The sequence below is a fragment of the Pseudomonas sp. MWU16-30322 genome, from assembly GCF_020515535.1.
Lineage (GTDB): Bacteria > Pseudomonadota > Gammaproteobacteria > Pseudomonadales > Pseudomonadaceae > Aquipseudomonas > Aquipseudomonas fluorescens_H.
In genome coordinates, this window is the sequence record NZ_JAIWYL010000002.1 from 62,655 (window position 1) to 82,600 (window position 19,946).

The 19,946-nt window shown below is 60.7% G+C and carries 14 protein-coding genes; 6 read left to right on the forward strand and 8 right to left on the reverse strand.

Going from position 1 to position 19,946, the window contains the following annotated elements; all coding sequences use genetic code 11:
* The first annotated feature begins 3 nt into the window (after positions 1–3).
* Positions 4–1,650: a chaperonin GroEL gene (gene groL / locus LCH64_RS03265; protein ID WP_003227683.1), complete on the forward strand. Its 1,647-nt coding sequence runs from the start codon at positions 4–6 to the stop codon at positions 1,648–1,650.
* A gap of 258 nt (positions 1,651–1,908) precedes the next feature.
* Here the strand turns inward: groL and LCH64_RS03270 are convergent, their stop codons facing one another.
* Positions 1,909–3,858, reverse strand: coding sequence for an LTA synthase family protein (locus LCH64_RS03270; protein ID WP_201136708.1), 1,950 nt, complete (start codon positions 3,856–3,858; stop codon positions 1,909–1,911).
* Between the two features lie 202 nt (positions 3,859–4,060).
* Here LCH64_RS03270 and colR point away from each other — a divergent pair, with 202 nt between their 5' ends.
* From colR to LCH64_RS03295, 5 genes are all read left to right on the forward strand, one after another.
* Positions 4,061–4,744: a two-component system response regulator ColR gene (colR, locus tag LCH64_RS03275; protein ID WP_003227680.1), complete on the forward strand. Its 684-nt coding sequence runs from the start codon at positions 4,061–4,063 to the stop codon at positions 4,742–4,744.
* The gene (locus LCH64_RS03280) at positions 4,734–6,008 is read left to right on the forward strand and encodes a HAMP domain-containing sensor histidine kinase (protein WP_103484877.1); all 1,275 of its coding nucleotides are present in this window, start codon (positions 4,734–4,736) and stop codon (positions 6,006–6,008) included. The genes colR and LCH64_RS03280 overlap by 11 nt, the downstream gene beginning before the upstream one ends.
* 151 nt (positions 6,009–6,159) lie before the next feature.
* Positions 6,160–6,828, forward strand: coding sequence for a class I SAM-dependent methyltransferase (locus LCH64_RS03285; RefSeq protein WP_045122613.1), 669 nt, complete (start codon positions 6,160–6,162; stop codon positions 6,826–6,828).
* 4 nt (positions 6,829–6,832) lie between these two features.
* Entirely contained in the window at positions 6,833–7,546 is a 714-nt protein-coding gene (locus LCH64_RS03290) for a lipopolysaccharide kinase InaA family protein (protein ID WP_103484876.1), read from the forward strand.
* 2 nt (positions 7,547–7,548) lie between these two features.
* Positions 7,549–7,776, forward strand: a complete 228-nt coding sequence (locus LCH64_RS03295; protein ID WP_045122612.1) for a hypothetical protein — start codon at positions 7,549–7,551, stop codon at positions 7,774–7,776.
* A gap of 165 nt (positions 7,777–7,941) precedes the next feature.
* Here LCH64_RS03295 and LCH64_RS03300 read toward each other — a convergent pair whose 3' ends face one another.
* From LCH64_RS03300 to LCH64_RS03330, 7 genes are all read right to left on the reverse strand, one after another.
* Positions 7,942–10,977, reverse strand: a complete 3,036-nt coding sequence (locus LCH64_RS03300; protein ID WP_226499486.1) for a multidrug efflux RND transporter permease subunit — start codon at positions 10,975–10,977, stop codon at positions 7,942–7,944.
* Positions 10,978–10,990: 13 nt separating this feature from the next.
* Entirely contained in the window at positions 10,991–12,139 is a 1,149-nt protein-coding gene (locus tag LCH64_RS03305) for an efflux RND transporter periplasmic adaptor subunit (protein WP_003227672.1), read from the reverse strand.
* Positions 12,140–12,364: 225 nt separating this feature from the next.
* Complete coding sequence (locus LCH64_RS03310; RefSeq protein ID WP_226499487.1) at positions 12,365–13,465, reverse strand: DUF1513 domain-containing protein; 1,101 nt, start codon at positions 13,463–13,465, stop codon at positions 12,365–12,367.
* A gap of 14 nt (positions 13,466–13,479) precedes the next feature.
* Positions 13,480–14,544, reverse strand: a complete 1,065-nt coding sequence (locus LCH64_RS03315) for an imelysin family protein (protein ID WP_226499488.1) — start codon at positions 14,542–14,544, stop codon at positions 13,480–13,482.
* A 26-nt stretch (positions 14,545–14,570) separates the two neighbouring features.
* Complete coding sequence (locus tag LCH64_RS03320) at positions 14,571–15,998, reverse strand: di-heme oxidoredictase family protein (RefSeq protein ID WP_226499489.1); 1,428 nt, start codon at positions 15,996–15,998, stop codon at positions 14,571–14,573.
* A 278-nt stretch (positions 15,999–16,276) separates the two neighbouring features.
* Entirely contained in the window at positions 16,277–17,617 is a 1,341-nt protein-coding gene (locus tag LCH64_RS03325; protein WP_226499490.1) for an imelysin family protein, read from the reverse strand.
* Positions 17,618–17,845: 228 nt separating this feature from the next.
* Complete coding sequence (locus LCH64_RS03330) at positions 17,846–19,897, reverse strand: bifunctional diguanylate cyclase/phosphodiesterase (protein ID WP_003227662.1); 2,052 nt, start codon at positions 19,895–19,897, stop codon at positions 17,846–17,848.
* Between the last annotated feature and the right edge of the window lie 49 nt (positions 19,898–19,946).

Below are 19,946 nucleotides of genomic sequence, written 5' to 3' on the forward strand. Positions count from 1 at the left end.
ATCATGGCTGCTAAAGAAGTTAAGTTCGGCGATGCCGCCCGCTCCAAGATGCTCAAAGGCGTCAACGTTCTGGCTGACGCGGTAAAAGCGACCCTGGGCCCGAAAGGCCGTAACGTGATCCTCGAGAAGAGCTTCGGCGCTCCGACCATCACCAAGGACGGAGTTTCCGTCGCCAAAGAAATCGAACTCGAAGATCGCTTCGAAAACATGGGCGCGCAGCTGGTCAAAGACGTTGCCTCCCGTGCCAACGATGACGCTGGTGACGGTACTACCACCGCTACCGTTCTGGCTCAGTCGATCGTCAACGAAGGCCTGAAAGCCGTCGCTGCCGGCATGAACCCGATGGACCTGAAGCGCGGTATCGACAAAGCGACCATCGCCATCGTCAAAGAGCTGAAAGCCCTGTCCAAGCCATGCGCTGACACCAAGGCTATCGCTCAGGTAGGCACCATCTCCGCCAACTCCGACAACTCCATCGGCGACATCATTGCCGAAGCCATGGAAAAAGTCGGTAAAGAAGGCGTGATCACCGTTGAAGAAGGCTCGGGCCTGGAAAACGAACTGTCGGTTGTAGAAGGCATGCAGTTCGATCGTGGCTACCTGTCCCCGTACTTCGTCAACAAGCCAGACACCATGGTTGCCGAGCTCGACGGCCCGCTGATCCTGCTGGTCGACAAGAAGATCTCGAACATCCGCGAAATGCTGCCAGTGCTGGAAGCCGTTGCCAAAGCCGGCCGTCCACTGCTGATCGTTGCCGAAGACGTTGAAGGCGAAGCCCTGGCGACTCTGGTAGTGAACAACATGCGTGGCATCGTCAAGGTTGCAGCCGTCAAGGCTCCAGGCTTCGGCGACCGTCGCAAGGCCATGCTGCAGGACATCGCCGTTCTGACCGGCGGTACCGTGATCTCCGAAGAGATCGGCCTGAGCCTGGAAAGCACCACCCTGGAGCACCTGGGTAACGCCAAGCGCGTGACCCTGTCCAAGGAAAACACCATCATCGTTGACGGTGCTGGCGTACAAGGCGACATCGAAGCCCGTATCACTCAGATCCGCGCCCAGGTTGCTGAAACTTCCTCGGACTACGACCGTGAAAAACTGCAAGAGCGTCTGGCCAAGCTGTCCGGCGGCGTTGCAGTGATCAAGGTTGGCGCTGGTTCCGAAGTTGAAATGAAAGAGAAGAAGGCCCGCGTTGAAGACGCCCTGCACGCGACCCGTGCAGCCGTTGAAGAAGGCGTGGTACCTGGCGGTGGCGTTGCGCTGATCCGTGCTCTGGAAGCCCTGACCGAACTGACCGGCGACAACGCTGACCAGAACGTTGGTATCGCTGTACTGCGTCGCGCTGTTGAAGCGCCGCTGCGCCAGATCGCTGCCAACTCCGGTGACGAGCCAAGCGTAGTCGTCAACGAAGTGAAGAACGGCAAAGGTAACTTCGGTTACAACGCTGCGACTGGCGAATACGGCGACATGATCGAAATGGGCATCCTGGACCCAACCAAGGTAACCCGTTCCGCTCTGCAAGCAGCCTCTTCGATTGGCGGTCTGATCCTGACCACCGAAGCGGCTGTCGCTAACGCTCCAGAAAAAGCGGCTCCTGCTGGCGGCGGTATGCCAGACATGGGCGGCATGGGTGGCATGGGCGGCATGATGTAAGCCAGCCTTACCCCTGTAACGAAAAACCCCGCCTGCGATGAGCAGGCGGGTTTTTTATTGCCCGGATTCCAGGCTTCACACCATCCCCTGTGGGAGCGAGCCTGCTCGCGAAAGCCATCCAGCGTTCACTACAGCTGTGACGCATACACAGCATTCGCGAGCAGGCTCGCTCCCACATTGGGATCTGTGTTCCTGCGATAACCGGTCGTGCAAAAAAAAACGCCCCGGTGCATCAGCCCGGGGCGTTTCTATTGACGGTTACTGTTCGCTGACCTGGACAGTGCTGTCCTTCGCAGGCTTCCAGCTCAACAACTGCTGTTTGAAGCCATAACTGGCCGCCTGGTAATACGCAATGGCCCGGCTGACCAGCGGATCGTCGCTGGTAACTCGCGATTCACGGCTCTCGGTCAACGCATCATCATGCCGGCGCAGGCCCTGGCGCGGACTGAGGATCGCCAGATCCTTGCCATCGAACAGACCCAGATGCTGATAGTTGCCGACCACCACGCGCGGTGGCAGCGGGTTGTCCTGCAACAGGTTGCGGCCGAAGAACGTCGAGGTGTAATCCAGGTTCAGCAAGCCCAGCAGCGTCGGAGCGAGGTCGATCTGGCTGGCCAGTTGCGCGCTCTCGCGAGCTTCGATCATTTTCGGCGCATAGATGAACAGCGGGATCTGATAGTTGCTGATCGGCAGGTCTTCTTTACCAGCGCTGCCCGCGGTGTGGTCGGCGACGAAAATAAAGATGGTGTTGTCGAACCACGGCTTCTGCCGCGCCTGCTCGAGGAATTGGCCGATGGCGTAGTCGGTGTACTTCACCGCGCCATCGCGGCCGTTACCGGACTTGATGTCGATCCGGTTGTCCGGGTAGGTGTAAGGACGATGGTTGGACGTGGTCATCAGTTGCAGCAAAAACGGCTGTTGCTTGGCGTAGTCGGCATCCGCCAGTTTCAGGGTCTGGCGATACAGATCTTCGTCGGCCATGCCCCAGGCGTTCTTGAAGTGAATCTCGGCTTCATCGACGCTGCTCTGGTCGACGACGCGATAGCCGTTGCCGCTGAAGAACGCGTTCATGTTGTCGAAGTAGCCGCGTCCGCCATAGACGAACACGCTGTCGTAACCCACCGCGCTCAGTTGCTGGCCAAGGCTGGCGAAACCGCTTTCGCGGCCGATGCGCTTGACGATCGAGCGGCCCGGCGTCGGCGGGATGGCCAGGGTGATCGCTTCCAGACCACGGTCGGTGCGGGTACCGGTGGCGTAGAAGTTATTGAAGTACAGGCTCTGCTTGCGCAAGGCGTCGAGGTTGGGCGTCAGGTTGCGACCGTCGCCATTGCTGCCCAGGTACTTGGCGCTCAGGCTTTCGATGGTCACCAGCACAATGTTCGGCTTGCGCGGGGTGCCCGGGTTGTCGATCACCCGGCGGATGTCCTGCGGGTCCTTGCCGATGAAACGCGCGTCGCTTTCACTCAGCTCGGCGCGGATCTGGCTGGCGACTTTTTCCGCCGGCAGGCTCTTGTAGAACTGGGTGTAGTCCAGTTCATTGTTGCGGAACGCGGCGAAGAACTGATACGGGCCGTTGCTGGCCAGTTCGTTCTGATAGGCGTTGCCGCCTTGGGCACGCGGGGCGTCCTGGCTGAGCAGTTGCAGGCTCAGGCCCGCGACGATCAACAGGCCCAGTGCGCTGAGCAGACGCCCGCGCAGCGCTGGCAACGGGGCATTCATGGCGGCATTGAACGGCTTGCGCAGGGCAAAACTGATCACCACGGCCAGCACCGCGAGGAGGCTCAGCAGTTTGCCGATCGGGTACGACTCGAGGACGTTGTTCAGCACTTCGTCGGAATACACCAGGTAATCGACGGCGATGAAGTTGAAACGCACGCCGAACTCGTCCCAGAACAGCCATTCGGCCACCGCCACAAACAGCATGGCGAACAGGCTGATGGTCAGCAGGGCGCGCAGAAACCCGCGATGCCCACGACGACGCCACAGGCCCGGCGGGCAGAGCAGCAGGTACAAGCCCATCGGCAGCGCGGCGTAGGCGAGAAACCCCAGGTCATAAAGCGCGCCTATGCCGAATGCGGAAAGGGCAAAACCGCCAGCCTCATCCAGGTGAGTCAGCAGCAGTACCGCTCGAGTCAGGAGAAAAATGACCAGCCAGGCGCCGGTGATCAACAGCAGAAAGCGCATGGGCGCCGTCTTGAAAGGGTCCATTGTCTAGTTTTCCTTATATCAATGGCGCGGGAGTTTCACGGCGCTACTGTAATCAGGTTGTGAACCGATAGTGAAAACTTTGTTAAGTAATTAATTTGGCTTGAAAAACCGATATCCATAAGGACCAGCCCTAGCCCTGAGCCGGCGTTGGCCTTAAGCTGCCGGGCCGAGACGGCCGTTACTGTGTGCGGAGGAGCTGCCCATGCGAATTTTATTGGTTGAAGACAACCGCGATATCCTGGCCAACCTGGCCGATTACCTGGGGCTCAAAGGCTATACCGTCGATTGCGCCCAGGACGGCTTGTCGGGCCTGCACCTGGCGGCCACCGAGCATTACGATCTGATCGTGCTCGACATCATGTTGCCCGGGATCGACGGCTACACCCTGTGCAAGCGCCTGCGTGAAGATGCCCGACGCGACACGCCGGTGATCATGCTCACTGCCCGCGATCAACTGGACGACCGCCTGCAGGGCTTCAAGTCCGGGGCCGACGATTATCTGGTCAAACCGTTTGCGCTGTCGGAACTGGCGGCACGCATCGAAGCGGTGATGCGTCGCACCCAGGGCGGCGGACGCCGTGCGCTGCAGGTCGGGGACCTGAGCTACGACCTCGACACGCTGGAAGTCACCCGCGATGGCAAGTTGCTCAAGCTCAACCCGGTCGGCCTGAAACTGCTGGCGGTATTGATGCAGAAGAGTCCGCACGTCCTGCGTCGGGAAATTCTTGAGGAAGCGCTGTGGGGCGATGACTGCCCGGACAGCGACAGCCTGCGCAGCCATGTCCACCAATTGCGTCAGGTGATCGACAAGCCATTCGCCAAACCGTTGCTGCAAACCGTGCACGGCGTGGGTTACCGCTTGGCCGAGGGGCGTGATGGAGTTTAAGCAAAGCCTTTCCCAGCGGATCATCATCGCCTTTGCGCTGATGAGTGCGCTGGTGGCCGGGGCCTTCGCCATGGGCATTGTGGCGACGGTGCACCTGGTGGAGGAGAAACTGATTTCGGCAGGACTGGGCGGCGACCTGCAACGTCTGCTGCTGATGGACAACGTCTCGGACTGGAGCCATCGCCCCGAGCCCGATCAGTTGTTCTATTTCAGCGGCGGACCGGGTGATTTCGAGCTGCCCAAGGATCTGCGCCACCTCGATGCGGGTTTCCACGAAGTGTTCCGCGAGCAGCTGTCGTATCACGCGATGGTCGAGATCGTCGACGGTCGTCGTTATGTCCTGCTGCAGGATCAGAGCGATTTCGAAGAGCGTGAACGCGTGCTGTTTGCCGTGGTGCTGGTGGGCTTTGTGCTCAGTCTGGCGCTGGCCGTATTCCTCGGCTGGGTGCTGGCGCGCAAAGTCATGGCGCCGGTGGTGCGCCTGGCACGACAAGTACGGCATCGCGATCAGCTGCTCGGTCTGGCGCCGCCGCTGGCACCGGACTATGCGGCTGACGAAGTCGGCGAGCTGGCCGTGGCGTTCGATGCCACGCTCGGGCGTCTGCGTCAGGCGCTGACGCGCGAGCGGCTGTTTACCAGCGACGTCAGTCACGAACTGCGCACCCCGTTGATGGTGCTGGCCAGTTCCTGCGAACTGCTGCTGGAAAACCCGGGGCTGGATCAGCGCGGCCGCGCCCAGGTCGAGCGCATCGCCCGCGCCAGCGAAGAAATGCGCGAGCTGGTGCAGACCTTCCTGATGCTCGCCCGTGCCCAGCGCGAAGACGCCGGTTCCGCGCCGCAGCAGAATCTCAGCCAGGTGGCCGACGGCTTGTTGGGGATCTGGCGCGAACCGATCGAGTCGAAAGGGCTGCAGCTGATATTTGAACCGGGCAATCCGCCGGACACCCGCTTCAACGCGACTTTGCTCAGCGCCGTCATGGGTAACTTGCTGCGCAATGCCTGTCACTACACCGAGCACGGATTCATCCGCCTGACGCTCAACGACAACGGCTTCGTCGTCGAAGACTCGGGCGTCGGCATTCCCGAGGAAAAACGTGAAGCCATGTTCCAGCCATTCGTGCGCGGCAATGAGAAGCGTGGCGAAGGCCTGGGCCTGGGCTTGTCGCTGGTGCAGCGGATCTGTGAAAACCAGGGCTGGGAGGTGACGCTGAGCACCATGCAGCCCAATGGCTGTCGTTTCGAAGTCACGCTGGGACAGCGTTGACGGTCGCTGATGGCCCCGCGCTATTGCTTTCCCCGTGTAAAACCCTGTAATAGATTGCCGGTTTACCTGACGTAATTTTCACAAAGGGACGACCTGACGCTGACACGCCACTACCTATGGTAGGGGCATCAGTCATTCAGGAGTCCCGATGATGAGCAGTCCGATCAAGCTCGATTTTTCCGAAAAGTATGATGACCAGCATGCTCAAAAATATTTGCGCAAGCACCAGGACGGTCTCGGTCGTCGGTTGTCTCACTGGCGGGACGAGCAGTTGGCCCGCAAGGCGCTGACACTGGCCGGTGAACCGGGGTTGGTGCTTGATCTGCCCTGCGGTGCAGGACGCTTCTGGCCGTTGCTGGCAGAAAAACCCAATCGAGTGATCATTGGCGCGGACAATTCCGAGTCTATGATCAAGACTGCGATGCAGGCGCAACCGGCTGATGTGGTCAAACGGGTACAACCTTTGCACACGTCAGCGTTCGACATTGCCTTGCCTGATAACGCCGTCGACAGCATTTTCTGCATGCGTTTGTTGCATCACATCGGTGAAGCCGAACATCGGCGGACGATTTTGCGCGAATTCGAGCGCGTCACCCGTGACAGCGTGATCATTTCGTTGTGGGTGGACGGCAATTTCAAGTCCTGGAAACGCAAACGCGCCGAACAGCGGCGTGGGCAGGAAGGTTACCAGAATCGATTTGTGTTACCGGCTGTGACAGTGGAAAAGGAATTCGAAGCCGCAGGTTTTCGCATTCAGGAACAACTGGACTTTATTCCGCTCTATGCCATGTGGCGGGTTTACGTATTACGCAAGAGGTAACAGGATGGCGGTGCAAATAGCAGCAGAAACGGAAGTCGCTCCCCAGGATCGCTTCGACTACTACTGGAACCAGCGCGGTGAATGGGTGGAAGAACCCAACGTGCGCCGTGGCGGGGAAAGTGGTGTGCAACGAGTCGTGGGCCGTGACGGCCAGTTGTTATATGCCAAGCGCCAGACCGGACATATCTATCGCAGTTGGCTGCATCCTTTCGGCCGCCCGACAGTCTTGCGAGAGCTGGATGCCCTGACCGGCGTCAGCCGCCTCGGTGTACGCGTCCCGCAAATCGTCTTCTGCGGCGCGCAGCCCGATCCGCAACACAAGTGGCGTGCGCTGCTGGTGACCAAGTCGCTGGACGGTTTTGACGAACTCGAAAAGTGGGAAGCCGCCGGCGGCCGTGCCCAATATGGCGAAGCCGTTTACGAGCGCGTCCTTAAAGACCTGGCAGAAAACCTTGCGCGCATGCACAAGGGGCGTTGGCAGCACAGCTGCATCTACATCAAACACGTTTTTGTACGAGTGACCGGTGAGCGCGATTCGGCTCAGGTCGAGGTGGCATTGATCGATCTGGAGAAGTGCCGCCAGCGTCTGACCGCTTATCGCGCCGCCTCCCACGATATGAAGCAATTGCGTCGCCATTCGTCGTTCAGCGATACGGACTGGAAAAAACTCGTCTACTTTTATGAGACGGCGTTTGGCAGCGCTATCAAAGGTTTATAGCGATGAAACTCGAAATTGCACGAGGTTTGTTTCTGGTTGGGGCCTTGGCAGTTGCGTCATTGGCGGTGGCTGCCTGGGAGCAGCCCCGCATGCAGGTGATAAGTGCCACTACGAGTGATGCTCACTGCGCAGTACCACGGGTGGCGAAAGCCTCCGTGGCGACAAAACCTGACCATGATCTGTTGTTATTCATGTTCGGACTTTCGCAAGGGATGAGGCCACAGAGTTGAACCGATTGAAGCCCAAATGAAAGGCCTCGCCGATGCGAGGCCTTTTTTATTGTCTGGCCAACATGGATCCTCTGTAGGAGTGAGCCTGCTCGCGATGGCGGTGCGTCATTCACATCATTTTTAGCTGACAGACCACCATCGCGAGCAGGCTCACTCCTACAGGGGTTATGCGGTTTCTTGCGAATCGGGTTTTGCCAGCAAGGTGTAGATGCACGGCAGTACAAACAGGGTAAACAGGGTGCCGATCGACATCCCTGTGGCAATCACCATCCCGATATCGAACCGGCTCACTGCGCCCGCACCGGTCGCCAGAATCAATGGCACCATGCCGAACACCATCGCCGCCGTGGTCATCAACACCGGGCGCAAACGAATCGCCGCGGCTTCCTCGACCGCTTCGCGCGCAGTCAGGCCTTTGTCCTTGCGCAACTGGTTGGCGAACTCAACGATCAGGATTCCGTGCTTGCTGATCAACCCGATCAGCGTCACCAGCCCGACCTGGGTGTAGATGTTCATGCTCGACCAGCCAAGGAACAGCGGAATCAGCGCACCGCAGATCGACAGCGGCACCGTCACCAGAATCACCAATGGATCACGGAAGCTCTCGAACTGCGCCGCCAGCACCAGGAAAATGATCGCCAGCGCCAGGGCGAAAGTTACCCACAGGGCGCTGCCTTCCTGCACGTACTGGCGTGAAGCGCCGCCATAGTCGAAGGAAAAACCGGCCGGTGCTTCTTCTCGGGCGATCTGCAGCACGGTGTCAATGGCCTCGCCCATGCTGACCAGCGGGAATCCGGAGATTTTCGCGGCGTTGAGTTGCTGGAACTGGTTGAGCTGGCGCGGTCGCGCCCGGTCGCTGACCTTGATCAGGGTCGACAGCGGCAGCAGCTCGCCCTGGGTATTTTTCACGTAGTAATTGTTCAGCCAGCCGGGGTTTTCACGGTACGGTCGCTCGACCTGGGCAATCACCTTGTAACTGCGGCCTTCGATGGTGAAACGGTTGATTTCCGCCTCGCCCAGCAGCGTCGCCAGGGTGCCGCCCAGATCCTGCATCGACACGCCCATCTGCGCGGCTTTGGCGCGGTCGATATCGACCACCACTTCCGGTTTGTCGAACGCCAGATCGAGGTCGACGAAGGCGAATTTGCCCGACTCCATCGCGCGTTTCTTGATCCGGTCAGCCACTTGCAGCAGTACCTCGTAGTCATTGGCGGTATTGACCACGAATACGAACGGCAAGCCTTCACCGGTGCCGGGCAGGGACGGCAGGTTGAAGCCGAAAATCTGCAGGCCGGGGATACTCGCCAGTTTGCCTTGCACCTCGGGCAGGATCTGCATCTGGGTGCGGCTGCGCTCGTTCCAGGGCTTGAGCAGGAAGCCGCCGATGCCCGCTTGTACGCCGTTGTAGCCGTTGATCTGGAACGAGGAGTAGTACTCCGGAAACTCCTTGAAGATCTTGATGAACTCGTCGGTGTAAGTGCTCAGGTAATCGAGGTTGGTCGGCTGCGGGGCGTTGGCCATCATGAAAATGATGCCCTGATCCTCATCCGGCGCCAGTTCCGACTTGGTGAACTTGAGAAACACCGGGATCAGGCACAGCACGATCACGGCGAACACCAACACCACCGGCCGCGTATTCAGTGTGCCGTGGAGCATGCTTTGGTAGCGGCGCTTGAGTCTGTCGAAGATGCGGTCGAGACGGTGTGCCAGGCCACTGGGATTTTCTTCGTGGCGCAACAGCAGGGCGCACATCATCGGCGACAGGGTCAGGGCAACGACCCCGGAAATCACCACGGCGCCCGCCAGAGTCAGGGCGAACTCCTTGAACAGCGCCCCGGTCAGTCCGGTGAGGAAGCCGATCGGTGCATACACCGCCGCCAGGGTGATGGTCATCGACACCACCGGCATGGCGATTTCCCGTGCGCCTTCCAGTGCAGCCTCCAGCGGCGTCTTGCCTTCCTCGATATGCCGGTGGATGTTCTCCACCACGACAATCGCGTCATCCACCACCAGACCGATGGCCAGCACCATCGCCAGCAGCGTCAAGAGGTTGATCGAGTAACCCATCATCTGCATGAAGAACATCACGCCGATCATCGACAGCGGGATGGTCACCACCGGGATCACCACCGAGCGCAACGCGCCGAGGAACAGGAACACCACCACGATCACGATCAGCACCGCTTCGAACAGGGTTTTCACCACTTCGTCGATCGAGGCCTGGATGAATTGGGTGGCGTCGTAGGCAATCTCGCTTTTGAGGTTGGGCGGCAACTGCGCTTCCAGTTCCGGCATCAGCTTGCGCACTTCTTTGATCACGTCCAGCGGGTTGGCCCCGGGCGTGGCCTTGATGCCGATGTACACCGAGGGCGTGCCGCCGAACGAACTGATCGAATCGTAGTTTTCCGCGCCCATCTCAACCCGCGCCACATCGCTGAGCAGCACGCGGCTGTCGCCATTGACCTTGAGTGGAATCGCCGCGAAGGCCTCGGCGGATTTCAGTTCGGTGTTGGCGTTGATGCTGGTGACCACGTACTCGCCCTTCACCTCGCCGGCGGCGGAGAGGAAGTTGTACTGGCGCACCGCGTTGGTCACGTCGCTGGCGCTGAGGCCGAAACCGGCGAGCTTCACCGGGTCGAGCCACAGGCGCATGGCGAAGACCTGATTGCCGAGAATCTCCGCTTCGGCCATGCCCGGCAGGGTCGCCAGTTTGGGCTGGATCACCCGCGACAGGTAGTCGGTGATCTGCGGGTTACTCAGTTCCTTGCTGAAGAAGCTGATGTACATCAGCGCCGAGGCGTCGGCCGATTCCTTGCTCAGCACCGGGTCTTCGGCGTCCTGTGGCAGCTTGTTCTTCACCTCGTTGGCCTTGGCCAGCAGTTCGGTGAACAAACGGTCGGTGTTGGAACCGATGCGCGCGTAGATCGAGATCACCGAGAAGTTCTGGCGACTGACCGAGGTCATGTAATCGATGCCCTCGGCACTGGCGAGGCTCTGCTGCATCGGCTGGGTGATGTAACCCTGAATGGTCTCGGCGTTGGCCCCGGGGTAGGCGGTGGTCACCGTGATCAGGGCGTTTTCCATTTGCGGGTATTGGCGTAGCGGCAGCTTGCTCCAGGCCTGGAAACCCAGCAGCACAATCAGCAGGCTGACCACGGTGGCGAGCACCGGGCGGCGGATGAACGGATCGGTAAAAGCCATGGGGATTCCTTGATCAGTCGACGCGAGGCGGACTGTTCTGCTCGCCGAGGGTCTTGTCGTCGCTGATGGCAATGTGTGCGCCGTTGTCCAGTTTGATCTGGCCGGCGGTCACCACTTGTTCGCCGCTCTGCACGCCCTTGTTGATCATCACCAGGCCATCGCGGCGTTCACCGGTCTCGATGAAACGGCGCTCGGCGATCAGCACCGGCTGGCCCTTGTCGTCTTTGACCACGCTGCCGTCCTCGGCTTTCTGTTGCCCGACCACGTACAGCGAGTTGCCGTAGAGGGTGTAGGTGATCGCGCTTTCCGGCACGACGATGTGTTTCTGCGGGTCGGGCAGCAACACGTTGAGGCTGGCGAACATGCCCGGCAGCAACTTGCCGTCGGGGTTGGCAAGGGTCGCGCGCACCAGAATATTGCGCGTGCTGCTCTCGACGATCGGGTTGATCGCGCTGATGGCGCCGGGGAAGTTCTGCCCGGGATAGGCCGCGACGCCGATCTGCACCGGTTGACCGATGGCCAGTTTCGGCACCGATTGCTCCGGTACATAGAAGTCGGCGTAGAGGCTGCTCAGGTCCTGCAGGGTGGCGATTTTGGTGCCGCTGGCGAGGTAGTCGCCGACATCGACCTGACGGATGCCGATGGTGCCGCTGAATGGCGCGAGGATGCGTTTTTTCGCCAGTGAGGCATTGAGCTGATTGACCGTGGCCTTGTTCTTTTGCAACACGGCGGAGAGCCGGTCGTATTCGCCCTTGGAGATCGCGCGGCTGTCGACCAGTTGGCTGCCGCGACCGAAATCCAGTTGCGCCAGACCGAGGTCGGCCTTGGCGGTTTCCAGCAGGGCGGATTCGACCGCGCTGTCGAGTTGCAGCAGCGGCTGCCCGGCCTTGACCTTCTGCCCGGATTCGAACTTGATCTCGGTGACCGTGCCGGCGACTTCCAGGCTCAGCTCGACGCCTTGCAGCGCCTTGAGCGTGCCGACGGTCGGCAGACGCATCTGCCACGGCTGTTCGGTGGCGCGGCCCACGGCAACGCTGATCGGCGGTTTCGGTTTGGCAAAGCCCTGGATCATGGTGTAGATCGAAAAGGCTTTGTACCCGCCCAATACCAGGACGACCAGCAAGACAACACCCAACATGATCAGCATGCGGCGACGCAGCATATTTCCAGTTCCTTGGATAAATCAGGTGAGACAGGCGGGAACATTACTCCGAGTGAGGTGGGTATTCCAACTGGCAGTTATTACAGTGAGAACGAATAAAACCCCTGTGGCGAGGGAGCTTGCTCCCGCTGGACTGCGCAGCAGTCTCATGCTTTTGAGTTAAGAAGCGGGGCCGCTTCGCGCCCCAGCGGGAGCAAGCTCCCTCGCCACAGTTACCGCGTTGATTCAGGCCATCAAGTGCAGATGGTTATCCCAGAGCCCTGCCGGCAATTCCAGCGGCTTGGCCAGCAGTTGATCCTGGCGGCAATCGTAGTAGCGGCAACGGCCCTGACCCGAGGTCACGACGAAGCCGTCCTTCACCGCACCAACACCGGCGCAATCGGGCAGCGGCGCGTCGAGACGCACTTCGCCGCTGTCCAGGTCCCAGATAAAGAAGCGATTGCCACGCGGTGCAGTCAATGCCACCAGACGCAGTTCGCTGTGTACCGCAACGCTGGCGGTGTAGTGACCCATCGACTGCAACTGATGCTCCGGCACCGGGAACGCCACGAAGGGCTGGCCCGGACGCTTGATCGCCAATAGCTCGGAACGCTCATGCGAGGCGCCCATGAACTGCTGGCCGGCGACAATGGTGCCGTCGCTGGCGATGCCCAGGTGACGCACGCTGTTCATCTGCTGCGCAAGGGTTTCCTTGCTCAGCAGGGTGCCGTCGCGCTGCATCAGTACCAGGCTCGGTTCCATGGCATTGAGGTTCATGTCGACGCGGCTTTCGGCCTCGGTCCGAATCCCGCCGTTGGCCACCACCAGGGTTTCGCCATCGGGCATCCACGACACCTGATGCGGGCCGAGGCCATGGGTGGAAATCTCGCCGCTGTGCACCAGTCGCTCGCCTTCGAACTTGTACACCCCGAGCAGGCCACGCCCCGGATCAGTGGTGTCGTTCTCGGTGGCGTACAGGTATTCGCCGTCCTTGTGCACCACGGCGTGACCGTAGAAATGCCGGTTCGGCTGCGAGGTCACGGTTTGCAGCAACGTCCCGTCGCGCAGATCGATCAGGTAGCTCTCGGTGCCCGGGCGGCGGGCGACGAACAGCGCGATCGGCAGCGTCGGGTGGTTGATGATGTCGTGGCAGCGCTGGCCGACCTCGGTGGCGAACACCCGAGTACCGTCCAGCCGATAACCGACGGCGTAATGCTTGCCGTCGGTGTCATCGCGCGCCGAGAGCAACAGCGGGCTCTGATCCTTGCGCTTGAACAGCGTCCAGCCGCCCAGTGTCACTGCTCCCAGCAGCAAACTACCTAAAGTCAGAGCCTGGCGTCGCAGCATGGCACTTGCCCTCATCAGTCACCGTCGTTGGCGTTGAAGCCCAGTTGGATGCCCAGCGCCTTGGCCAGTTCGCCTTCGTGCAGGCGATGGACGACGTTGAGGCTGTCGTAGAGATCGTTGAGTTGTTGACGACCGGCGTCGTCCTGCAGCATCTCGGTCAGCGAGCGCTGGGTGCTGTCAAACAGTTTCAGCGACGCGGCGTAGGCGGCGTCGATCTTGTCTGCCAACGGCTTCTGCTCGGCCGGCAACAGACCGCGCAGGCCTTTGTTGTCGACGCCTTCCCAGACGGTTTTGGCCGCGGCCAGACTGGCTTCCAGCGCGGTCAGCGACGACTGGCTGCGCCACGCATCAGCCTGGAACGGCTGCGGCACGCCCTTGCTCTGACGGCCCATCGGCGTACCGAGTTTTTTCTTCAGGGTGTCGAGTGCGGTGACCTGTACACGCAGCAGATCGGCGATCGCTTCGTGAGAGTCGGCGTAGCGCTGGTTAGGGAATTTGCTCATCTGCGCGAGCATGCCGTCGGTGTTGTTCCAGCTCTGCAGAATCTCTTCGGCCAGTTGCTTCTGGCGCTCGCCGATGGCGATCAGCAGTGGGCAGTATTTGGCCTTCTGATCAGCATTGGCGACGTCTGGCTTTTCGTCGAACAGGATGTATTCGTAAGCCGACAGACCTTGCACCACGACGCTGGATTTGGCCAGGGAGGCGGCGTCGATTTGCGGCTGGGCGATCACCAGTTGCTCGACCTGACGGCCGACGAGGTTTTTCTTGTCCGGCCAGAACTGCACCTGCCACGAACGGTTGCCCTCGGCCAATGGGCCGATCAGCAGCGGTTGCAGTTCGGCCCAGGCTTTCTGCGCGTGCAGGAAGTCGGCGCGGGCGATTTCCAGGGTTTCCTTGCCCTGGCAGTAGGCGAGGGCGCTGACCGCCAGTTGCTTGTCGGCTTCGACCCAACGGGTGTAGGTCGGCAGGATCACCGATTTGGCGATGGCCGCCGACGTGACCGCTTGCGGGTCCTGCGGCGAGCAGGCGCCGAGGGCGAGTGCGGCAAGGCTGGTGAACAACAACTTGGGACGGAACATGTCGGGCTCCCGATTCTTTTAAAAGTTTAAAGTGAGTTCAAGAACGCCAGCAGCGCGGCACGCTGCTCGGCGTTGAAAGACAAAACCTGTTGCTGCGCCTGCTGCGCTTCGCCGCCATGCCAGAGCACGGCTTCGAGCAGATTGCGGGCGCGGCCGTCATGCAGGAACTGGGTGTGGCCGCTGACCGCCTGCGTCAGGCCGATGCCCCACAACGGCGGGGTGCGCCAGTCGCGGCCGGAGGCCTGGAATTCAGTGCGGTTGTCGGCCAGACCGTCGCCCATGTCATGCAGCAGCAGATCGCTGTACGGGCGAATCACTTGATTGGCCAGTTCAGGTTCGGCCGCGTTGGCGGCGGTGGTGTATTTCGGCGTGTGGCAGGACTGGCAACCGGCCTGGAAGAACAGATTCTTGCCGGCCAGCACTTGTTCGTCGTTGACGCCACGGCGCGCCGGCACTGCGAGGTTGCGCGTGTAGAACAGCACCAGGCGCAGGATGTTGTCGCTGACTTCCGGCTCGCCGTCCGGACCATTGCCGTTGGGTGCCTGTTTGCACGCGGTTTGCGCGTCGGTGCAGTCATCGAAGGGCCTCAGGCTGGTCGTGAGGCCCATGTCTCCGGAGAACGCGTGGACATTCTGCTGATTGAGATTCGGTTGCCCGGCTTTCCAGCCGAAGCGACCCATGACAGTTTTTTGCTGCGCGTCATCCCAGACCCGATTCGCCCGACCATTAATGCCATTGTTCTCTTTGGCTTGTGCGGCGGCGTTGGCGAGGATCGCCTCTTCAGGGATCGCCTCGAGCAGGCCGAGGCCGATCATCGGCGGCGCGACCCGGGCCGAGAAACGCGTGTCCGGGTGCATCGGGCCGTAGCCCAACTGAGTGAATTGCAGAACCGGTTTGCGCAGCTCCACTTCGGTGCCGTCCTTGAAACGGATCGGCACCGGGGTGTACTCGACACGCACCTTGCCTTCGGGCGTGACCCCGGGCACGGCCATGTCCTGGAACTGGCCGCCGTAGACCGGCTCGGGCACTACGCCGACTTGCTCGATGACTTTGGCATAGGTCGGCGAATCGGGAATCGACAGACGCACCAGCATCGATACCGCGTTCGCCGCATCGGGGGCTGGCGGGTGCCCACGACCGTCCTTGATATGGCAGTTCTGGCAGGCGTTGGTGTTGAACAACGGGCCGAGGCCATCGCGGGCGGTGGTGGTCGACGGGGCGATCACCCACGGGCTGCGGAAGAAGCTGTTGCCGACACTGAAGTCGACCCGGCGCGACGGCGGCAGGTTGGCCGAGGGCAGGGAGAAAGCGTTCTGATCGGTCTTGCGCACGGTCGCCGCCCCACCCGAACGCGCTTCACCGGGCTCAGCCTTGGTAAAACGCGGGGCGTCATCGCAGGCACTCAGGCCCAGGGCCAGAAACAGTGCGGACAAGCGAAGAGGCAGCGAGGGCATCAGACATCCTGCGGACGGGCGAAAACAAAGGCGCAAAGTCTAACAGGGCGAATGAGTTTGAATAAGAGGAATTATCGTTTGCTTGATTTGCGGCAGTGATTTGGAAAAACGCAGTCCCCCTTGTGGGAGCGGGCTTGCTCGCGAAAGCGGTGGGTCAGACACAGATGAATTGACTGACACACCGCTTTCGCGAGCAAGCCCGCTCCCACAGGGTTTTGTGTATGGCAGGCATGAAAAAGGCGACCCGGAGGTCGCCTTTTTCAGTCGAGCGCGCGTGATCAGAACTCGTGATCAGCGTTGTCCGGGTTCAGGTCGCTGATGCCCAGCTTGCCGGCAGCGGCTTCGATCGAACTGGTCTGCTTGACCAGCGCAGCGATGGCATCACGCACAATCTGATTGCCAGCGGTGTTGCCCGCAGCGATCAACTGATCGTAGTGCTCACCCTTGTTGGCGTGATCGACCATGACCTGGATCTTGGCTTCGGTAGCGGCCAGATCGGCTTTCAGCGCGTTGTCGGCAGCCGGGTCGGCCTTGGCCACCAGTGACGACAGGCTGGCACCGGTCATTTTGGTGCCGTCGGTGCGGGTGTATTCGCCCAGGTACACGTTACGAATGCCTTTGGCATCGTAGAAGTGCGAGTTGTGGGTGTTGTCGCTGAAGCAATCCTGTTCGTCTTCCGGGGAGTTGGCTTCCAGGGACACCTTCATGCGCTCGCCCGCCAGTTCACCCAGCGACAGGCTGCCCATGCCGAACAGCATTTTGCGCAGGCCGGTTTCGGCAGGCTCGGCTTCCAGGGTGGCGCGGTAGTTGTCAGCCACGTTCGGCTTCCAGTTACCGACCATTTCTTCCAGGTCGCTGACCAGCAGTTGGGTCACCGCTTTGAGGTACGCACGACGACGATCGTTGTGACCGCCGGTGGCGCCCGCGCCTTCCAGGTAGTCGGAAGCAGGACGGTTTCCGGCGCCCGGGCCGGTGCCGTTCAGATCCTGGCCCCAGAGCAGGAATTCGATGGCGTGGTAGCCGGTGGCGACGTTGGCTTCGGAACCGCCCAGCTCGTTCAGGCTGGCGAGTTTTTCCGGGGTGATGTCTTTGACATCGACCTTGTCTTCGCCGACCTGGATTTCAGTGTTGGCGATGATATTGGCGTTGGCACCCGGGTTACCCAGTGCGTGCTCGTAGGATTTGTCGACGTAGTCGATCAGGCCTTCGTCCAGAGGCCAGGCGTTCACCTGACCTTCCCAGTCGTCGATGATGGTGTTGCCGAAGCGGAATACTTCGCTCTGCAGGTAAGGTACGCGTGCGGCGATCCACGCTTCACGGGCGGCTTTCAGCGTCTCGGCATTCGGCTTGGCGAGGAAGGCGTCTACGGCGGTCTGCAGGGTTTTCGCGGTGGATTCGGCATCGCTGTAGACGGCGAAGACCATGTCGGCGTAGTGCGCGACCACAGCCTTGGCGGCGGCTTCGTCGACTTTCCCGGCTGCGGCAGGAGCAGCGGCAGCGGTGCTGGCGGCTGGAGTCGGCGTGGCCGCAGCGGCAGCCTTGTCTTTGCCTTCGCCACAACCGGCGAGGGAAATAGCGATGGCTAGCAGACTGGCGGTAGCCAGGGGCATACGAATCATGGCGAACATCCTGCTTCGGTAATTGAATGGACAGGGCGCGGGGGTGCGCAAAGCTGCGACATAATGCAAATCTTTCGCATTATGTGTAAAGGGCTGTGGCTGGAAATATTTCTTGTTTACGCCGGTGTGATGGCGCAGATCAAAAGATCGCAGCCTCGTTTCACTCGACAGCTCCTACAGGGGAATGCGATCCCTGGAGGAGCTGCCGCAGGCTGCGATCTTTTGACTTTATAAAATAGCCGCGTTGCTGCGTTGGGCTTGCTTGAGGTAGGCAGTCAGTTCCCGGGCAGGCAGCGGTTTGCTGTAGTGGTAACCCTGACCTTCGTGACAGCCTTCGGAGATGATGTAGGACTCTTGCTCGGCGGTTTCAACGCCTTCGGCGATCACCTGCATGCCCAGGCTCTTGCCCAGTTGAATGATCGCGCGAACGATGGTCGCATCATCGTCGTCATCCAGCAGATCCTGAACGAAGCTCTTGTCGATCTTGATCTTGTCCAGCGGCAGGCTTTTCAGGTAACTCAGTGATGAGTAGCCGGTGCCGAAGTCGTCGATGGCGATCAGCGCCCCGGAACGACGCAGGCTAAGCAGATGTTGGGCGGCAGTGCTGATGTCTTCCATCAGGCCGGTTTCGGTGACTTCCAGCTCCAGGCTGCGCGGCGGCAAACGGTAGATCTGCAGCAGGTTGTTGACCACTCGCGGCAACTCGGCGTGGTGCAGTTGCACGGTGGACAGGTTGACCGCCATGCGCAGATCGACGAAGCCCTGATCGTGCCATTCGCGCAATTGCTTGCAGGCCTGATCCAGCACCCATTCGCCGATGGCGATGATCGTGCCGTTCTGCTCGGCCAGCGGGATGAACAGGTCCGGCGGCACCAGACCGTGCTCCGGGTGCTGCCAGCGAATCAGCGCTTCAACCCCGACCACGCGGTGATCGCGATAGCTGATCTGCGGTTGATAGACGAGGTAGAACTGATCGCGAATCAGCGCGTCACGCAGGTCTTTTTCCAGTTCGCGACGGCGACGCATCTCGCTGTCGACACTGGCGATGTAGAACTGATAACGGTTGCGCGAACGGGTCTTGGCCAGCGTCATGGTCTGCTCGGCCTTCTGCAACAGCTTCTCGGTGCTGTCGCCGTCCTCGGGGAACAGGGTGATGCCGATGGTTGCGCGCAGGCGGATTTCCTGATGGTCGAGGGCAAACGCCGCTTCCAGATCATCGAGGATGCTTTGCGCCAGCTCTGCCGCTTCGTAAGGTTGTTCGATATCGGCCTGCACCAGCGCAAACTGGTCGCCGCCCAGACGGGCGAGGGCACCCAGGCGACCGCTATGGCCGCGCAGGCGGTCGGCCAGCGCCAGCAGCAACTGGTCGCCGGTCTGGTAGCTGAACTGCTCGTTGATCCCTTTGAAATCGTCCAGGCCCACGCACAATACCGCGACCCGGCGTTGCAGCTTGCCGGCGTCGACCAGAATCTTGTCCAGTTGCTGCTGCAATTGCTGGCGGTTCGGCAGGCCGGTGAGGAAGTCGTACTGGGCCATGCGCAGCAGACTGTTTTCCGCTTCGTGGCGCAGGTGCGTGTTGCGTTCGATGGATTCAAGCAACTGGTTGGCGGTGTTGATCCAGATGCCGAGTTCGTTCTTCTCGTTGCCCTTGATCTGCGGAATCTTGTGCTCGCTGGGGCGATCGGGATTGATTTCGGTCAGGTGCTCGATGATCCGCGACAGCGGCTTGGTCAGCAGCCAGTGATACACCAGATACAGCACCAGGCCCATGGCCAGGGCGCGCAACACGCCGGAAATGAAAATGATCACCGAACTGACGATGAAACTCTCGCCATAGGTGGCGGTGTCGAGGGTGATGCTCAGGTCGCCGTAATACTCGCTGTACGGGCCGCGGCCGACCAGTTGGGTGGTGAAGGTGCGTTCCTGACCGAGGATCAGATCGGTCAGCCAACGGCTGTTGGAGTGCTGCAACTCGCGGGATTTTTGCGCCAGCATGGCTTCGTTGGGATGGCCGATGGAGGCCTGGCGCACGGCGTCGTCCTGGAACAGGCCTTCGATCACCTGCATGCCCATTTCCCGGTCCAGGCTGTACACGGCCTGAGTCGAGGGATCACGGAACATGTCGAGGATGCGCTGCGCATCGCCGGCCACCGCCTGGCGGGTTTTGTAGGCATCGAAAACGATCTGGGCGCAGCTCAAGACCACGCCGACGATCAATGCCGAAAGGAGCACGACCCGGAGCAACTTCACCGACAAGCTGTTCTTGAGTTCCAGCTTCAAAGGGTTATTCCTTGTTCCGTGCGGGTAGCGTCAAGTTGCCATGAGTATT

Bases quoted from the DNA above. Each gene is read 5' to 3' on its own strand.
- LCH64_RS03305 (WP_003227672.1), bottom strand. From the start codon at position 12,139: ATGCTGCGTCGCCGCATGCTGATCATGTTGGGTGTTGTCTTGCTGGTC.
- LCH64_RS03285 (WP_045122613.1), top strand. From the start codon at position 6,160: ATGAGCAGTCCGATCAAGCTCGATTTTTCCGAAAAGTATGATGACCAG.
- LCH64_RS03315 (WP_226499488.1), bottom strand. From the start codon at position 14,544: ATGTTCCGTCCCAAGTTGTTGTTCACCAGCCTTGCCGCACTCGCCCTC.
- LCH64_RS03280 (WP_103484877.1), top strand. From the start codon at position 4,734: ATGGAGTTTAAGCAAAGCCTTTCCCAGCGGATCATCATCGCCTTTGCG.
- groL (WP_003227683.1), top strand. From the start codon at position 4: ATGGCTGCTAAAGAAGTTAAGTTCGGCGATGCCGCCCGCTCCAAGATG.
- LCH64_RS03325 (WP_226499490.1), bottom strand. From the start codon at position 17,617: ATGATTCGTATGCCCCTGGCTACCGCCAGTCTGCTAGCCATCGCTATT.
- colR (WP_003227680.1), top strand. From the start codon at position 4,061: ATGCGAATTTTATTGGTTGAAGACAACCGCGATATCCTGGCCAACCTG.
- LCH64_RS03310 (WP_226499487.1), bottom strand. From the start codon at position 13,465: ATGCTGCGACGCCAGGCTCTGACTTTAGGTAGTTTGCTGCTGGGAGCA.
- LCH64_RS03290 (WP_103484876.1), top strand. From the start codon at position 6,833: ATGGCGGTGCAAATAGCAGCAGAAACGGAAGTCGCTCCCCAGGATCGC.
- LCH64_RS03300 (WP_226499486.1), bottom strand. From the start codon at position 10,977: ATGGCTTTTACCGATCCGTTCATCCGCCGCCCGGTGCTCGCCACCGTG.
- LCH64_RS03270 (WP_201136708.1), bottom strand. From the start codon at position 3,858: ATGGACCCTTTCAAGACGGCGCCCATGCGCTTTCTGCTGTTGATCACC.
- LCH64_RS03320 (WP_226499489.1), bottom strand. From the start codon at position 15,998: ATGCCCTCGCTGCCTCTTCGCTTGTCCGCACTGTTTCTGGCCCTGGGC.
- LCH64_RS03295 (WP_045122612.1), top strand. From the start codon at position 7,549: ATGAAACTCGAAATTGCACGAGGTTTGTTTCTGGTTGGGGCCTTGGCA.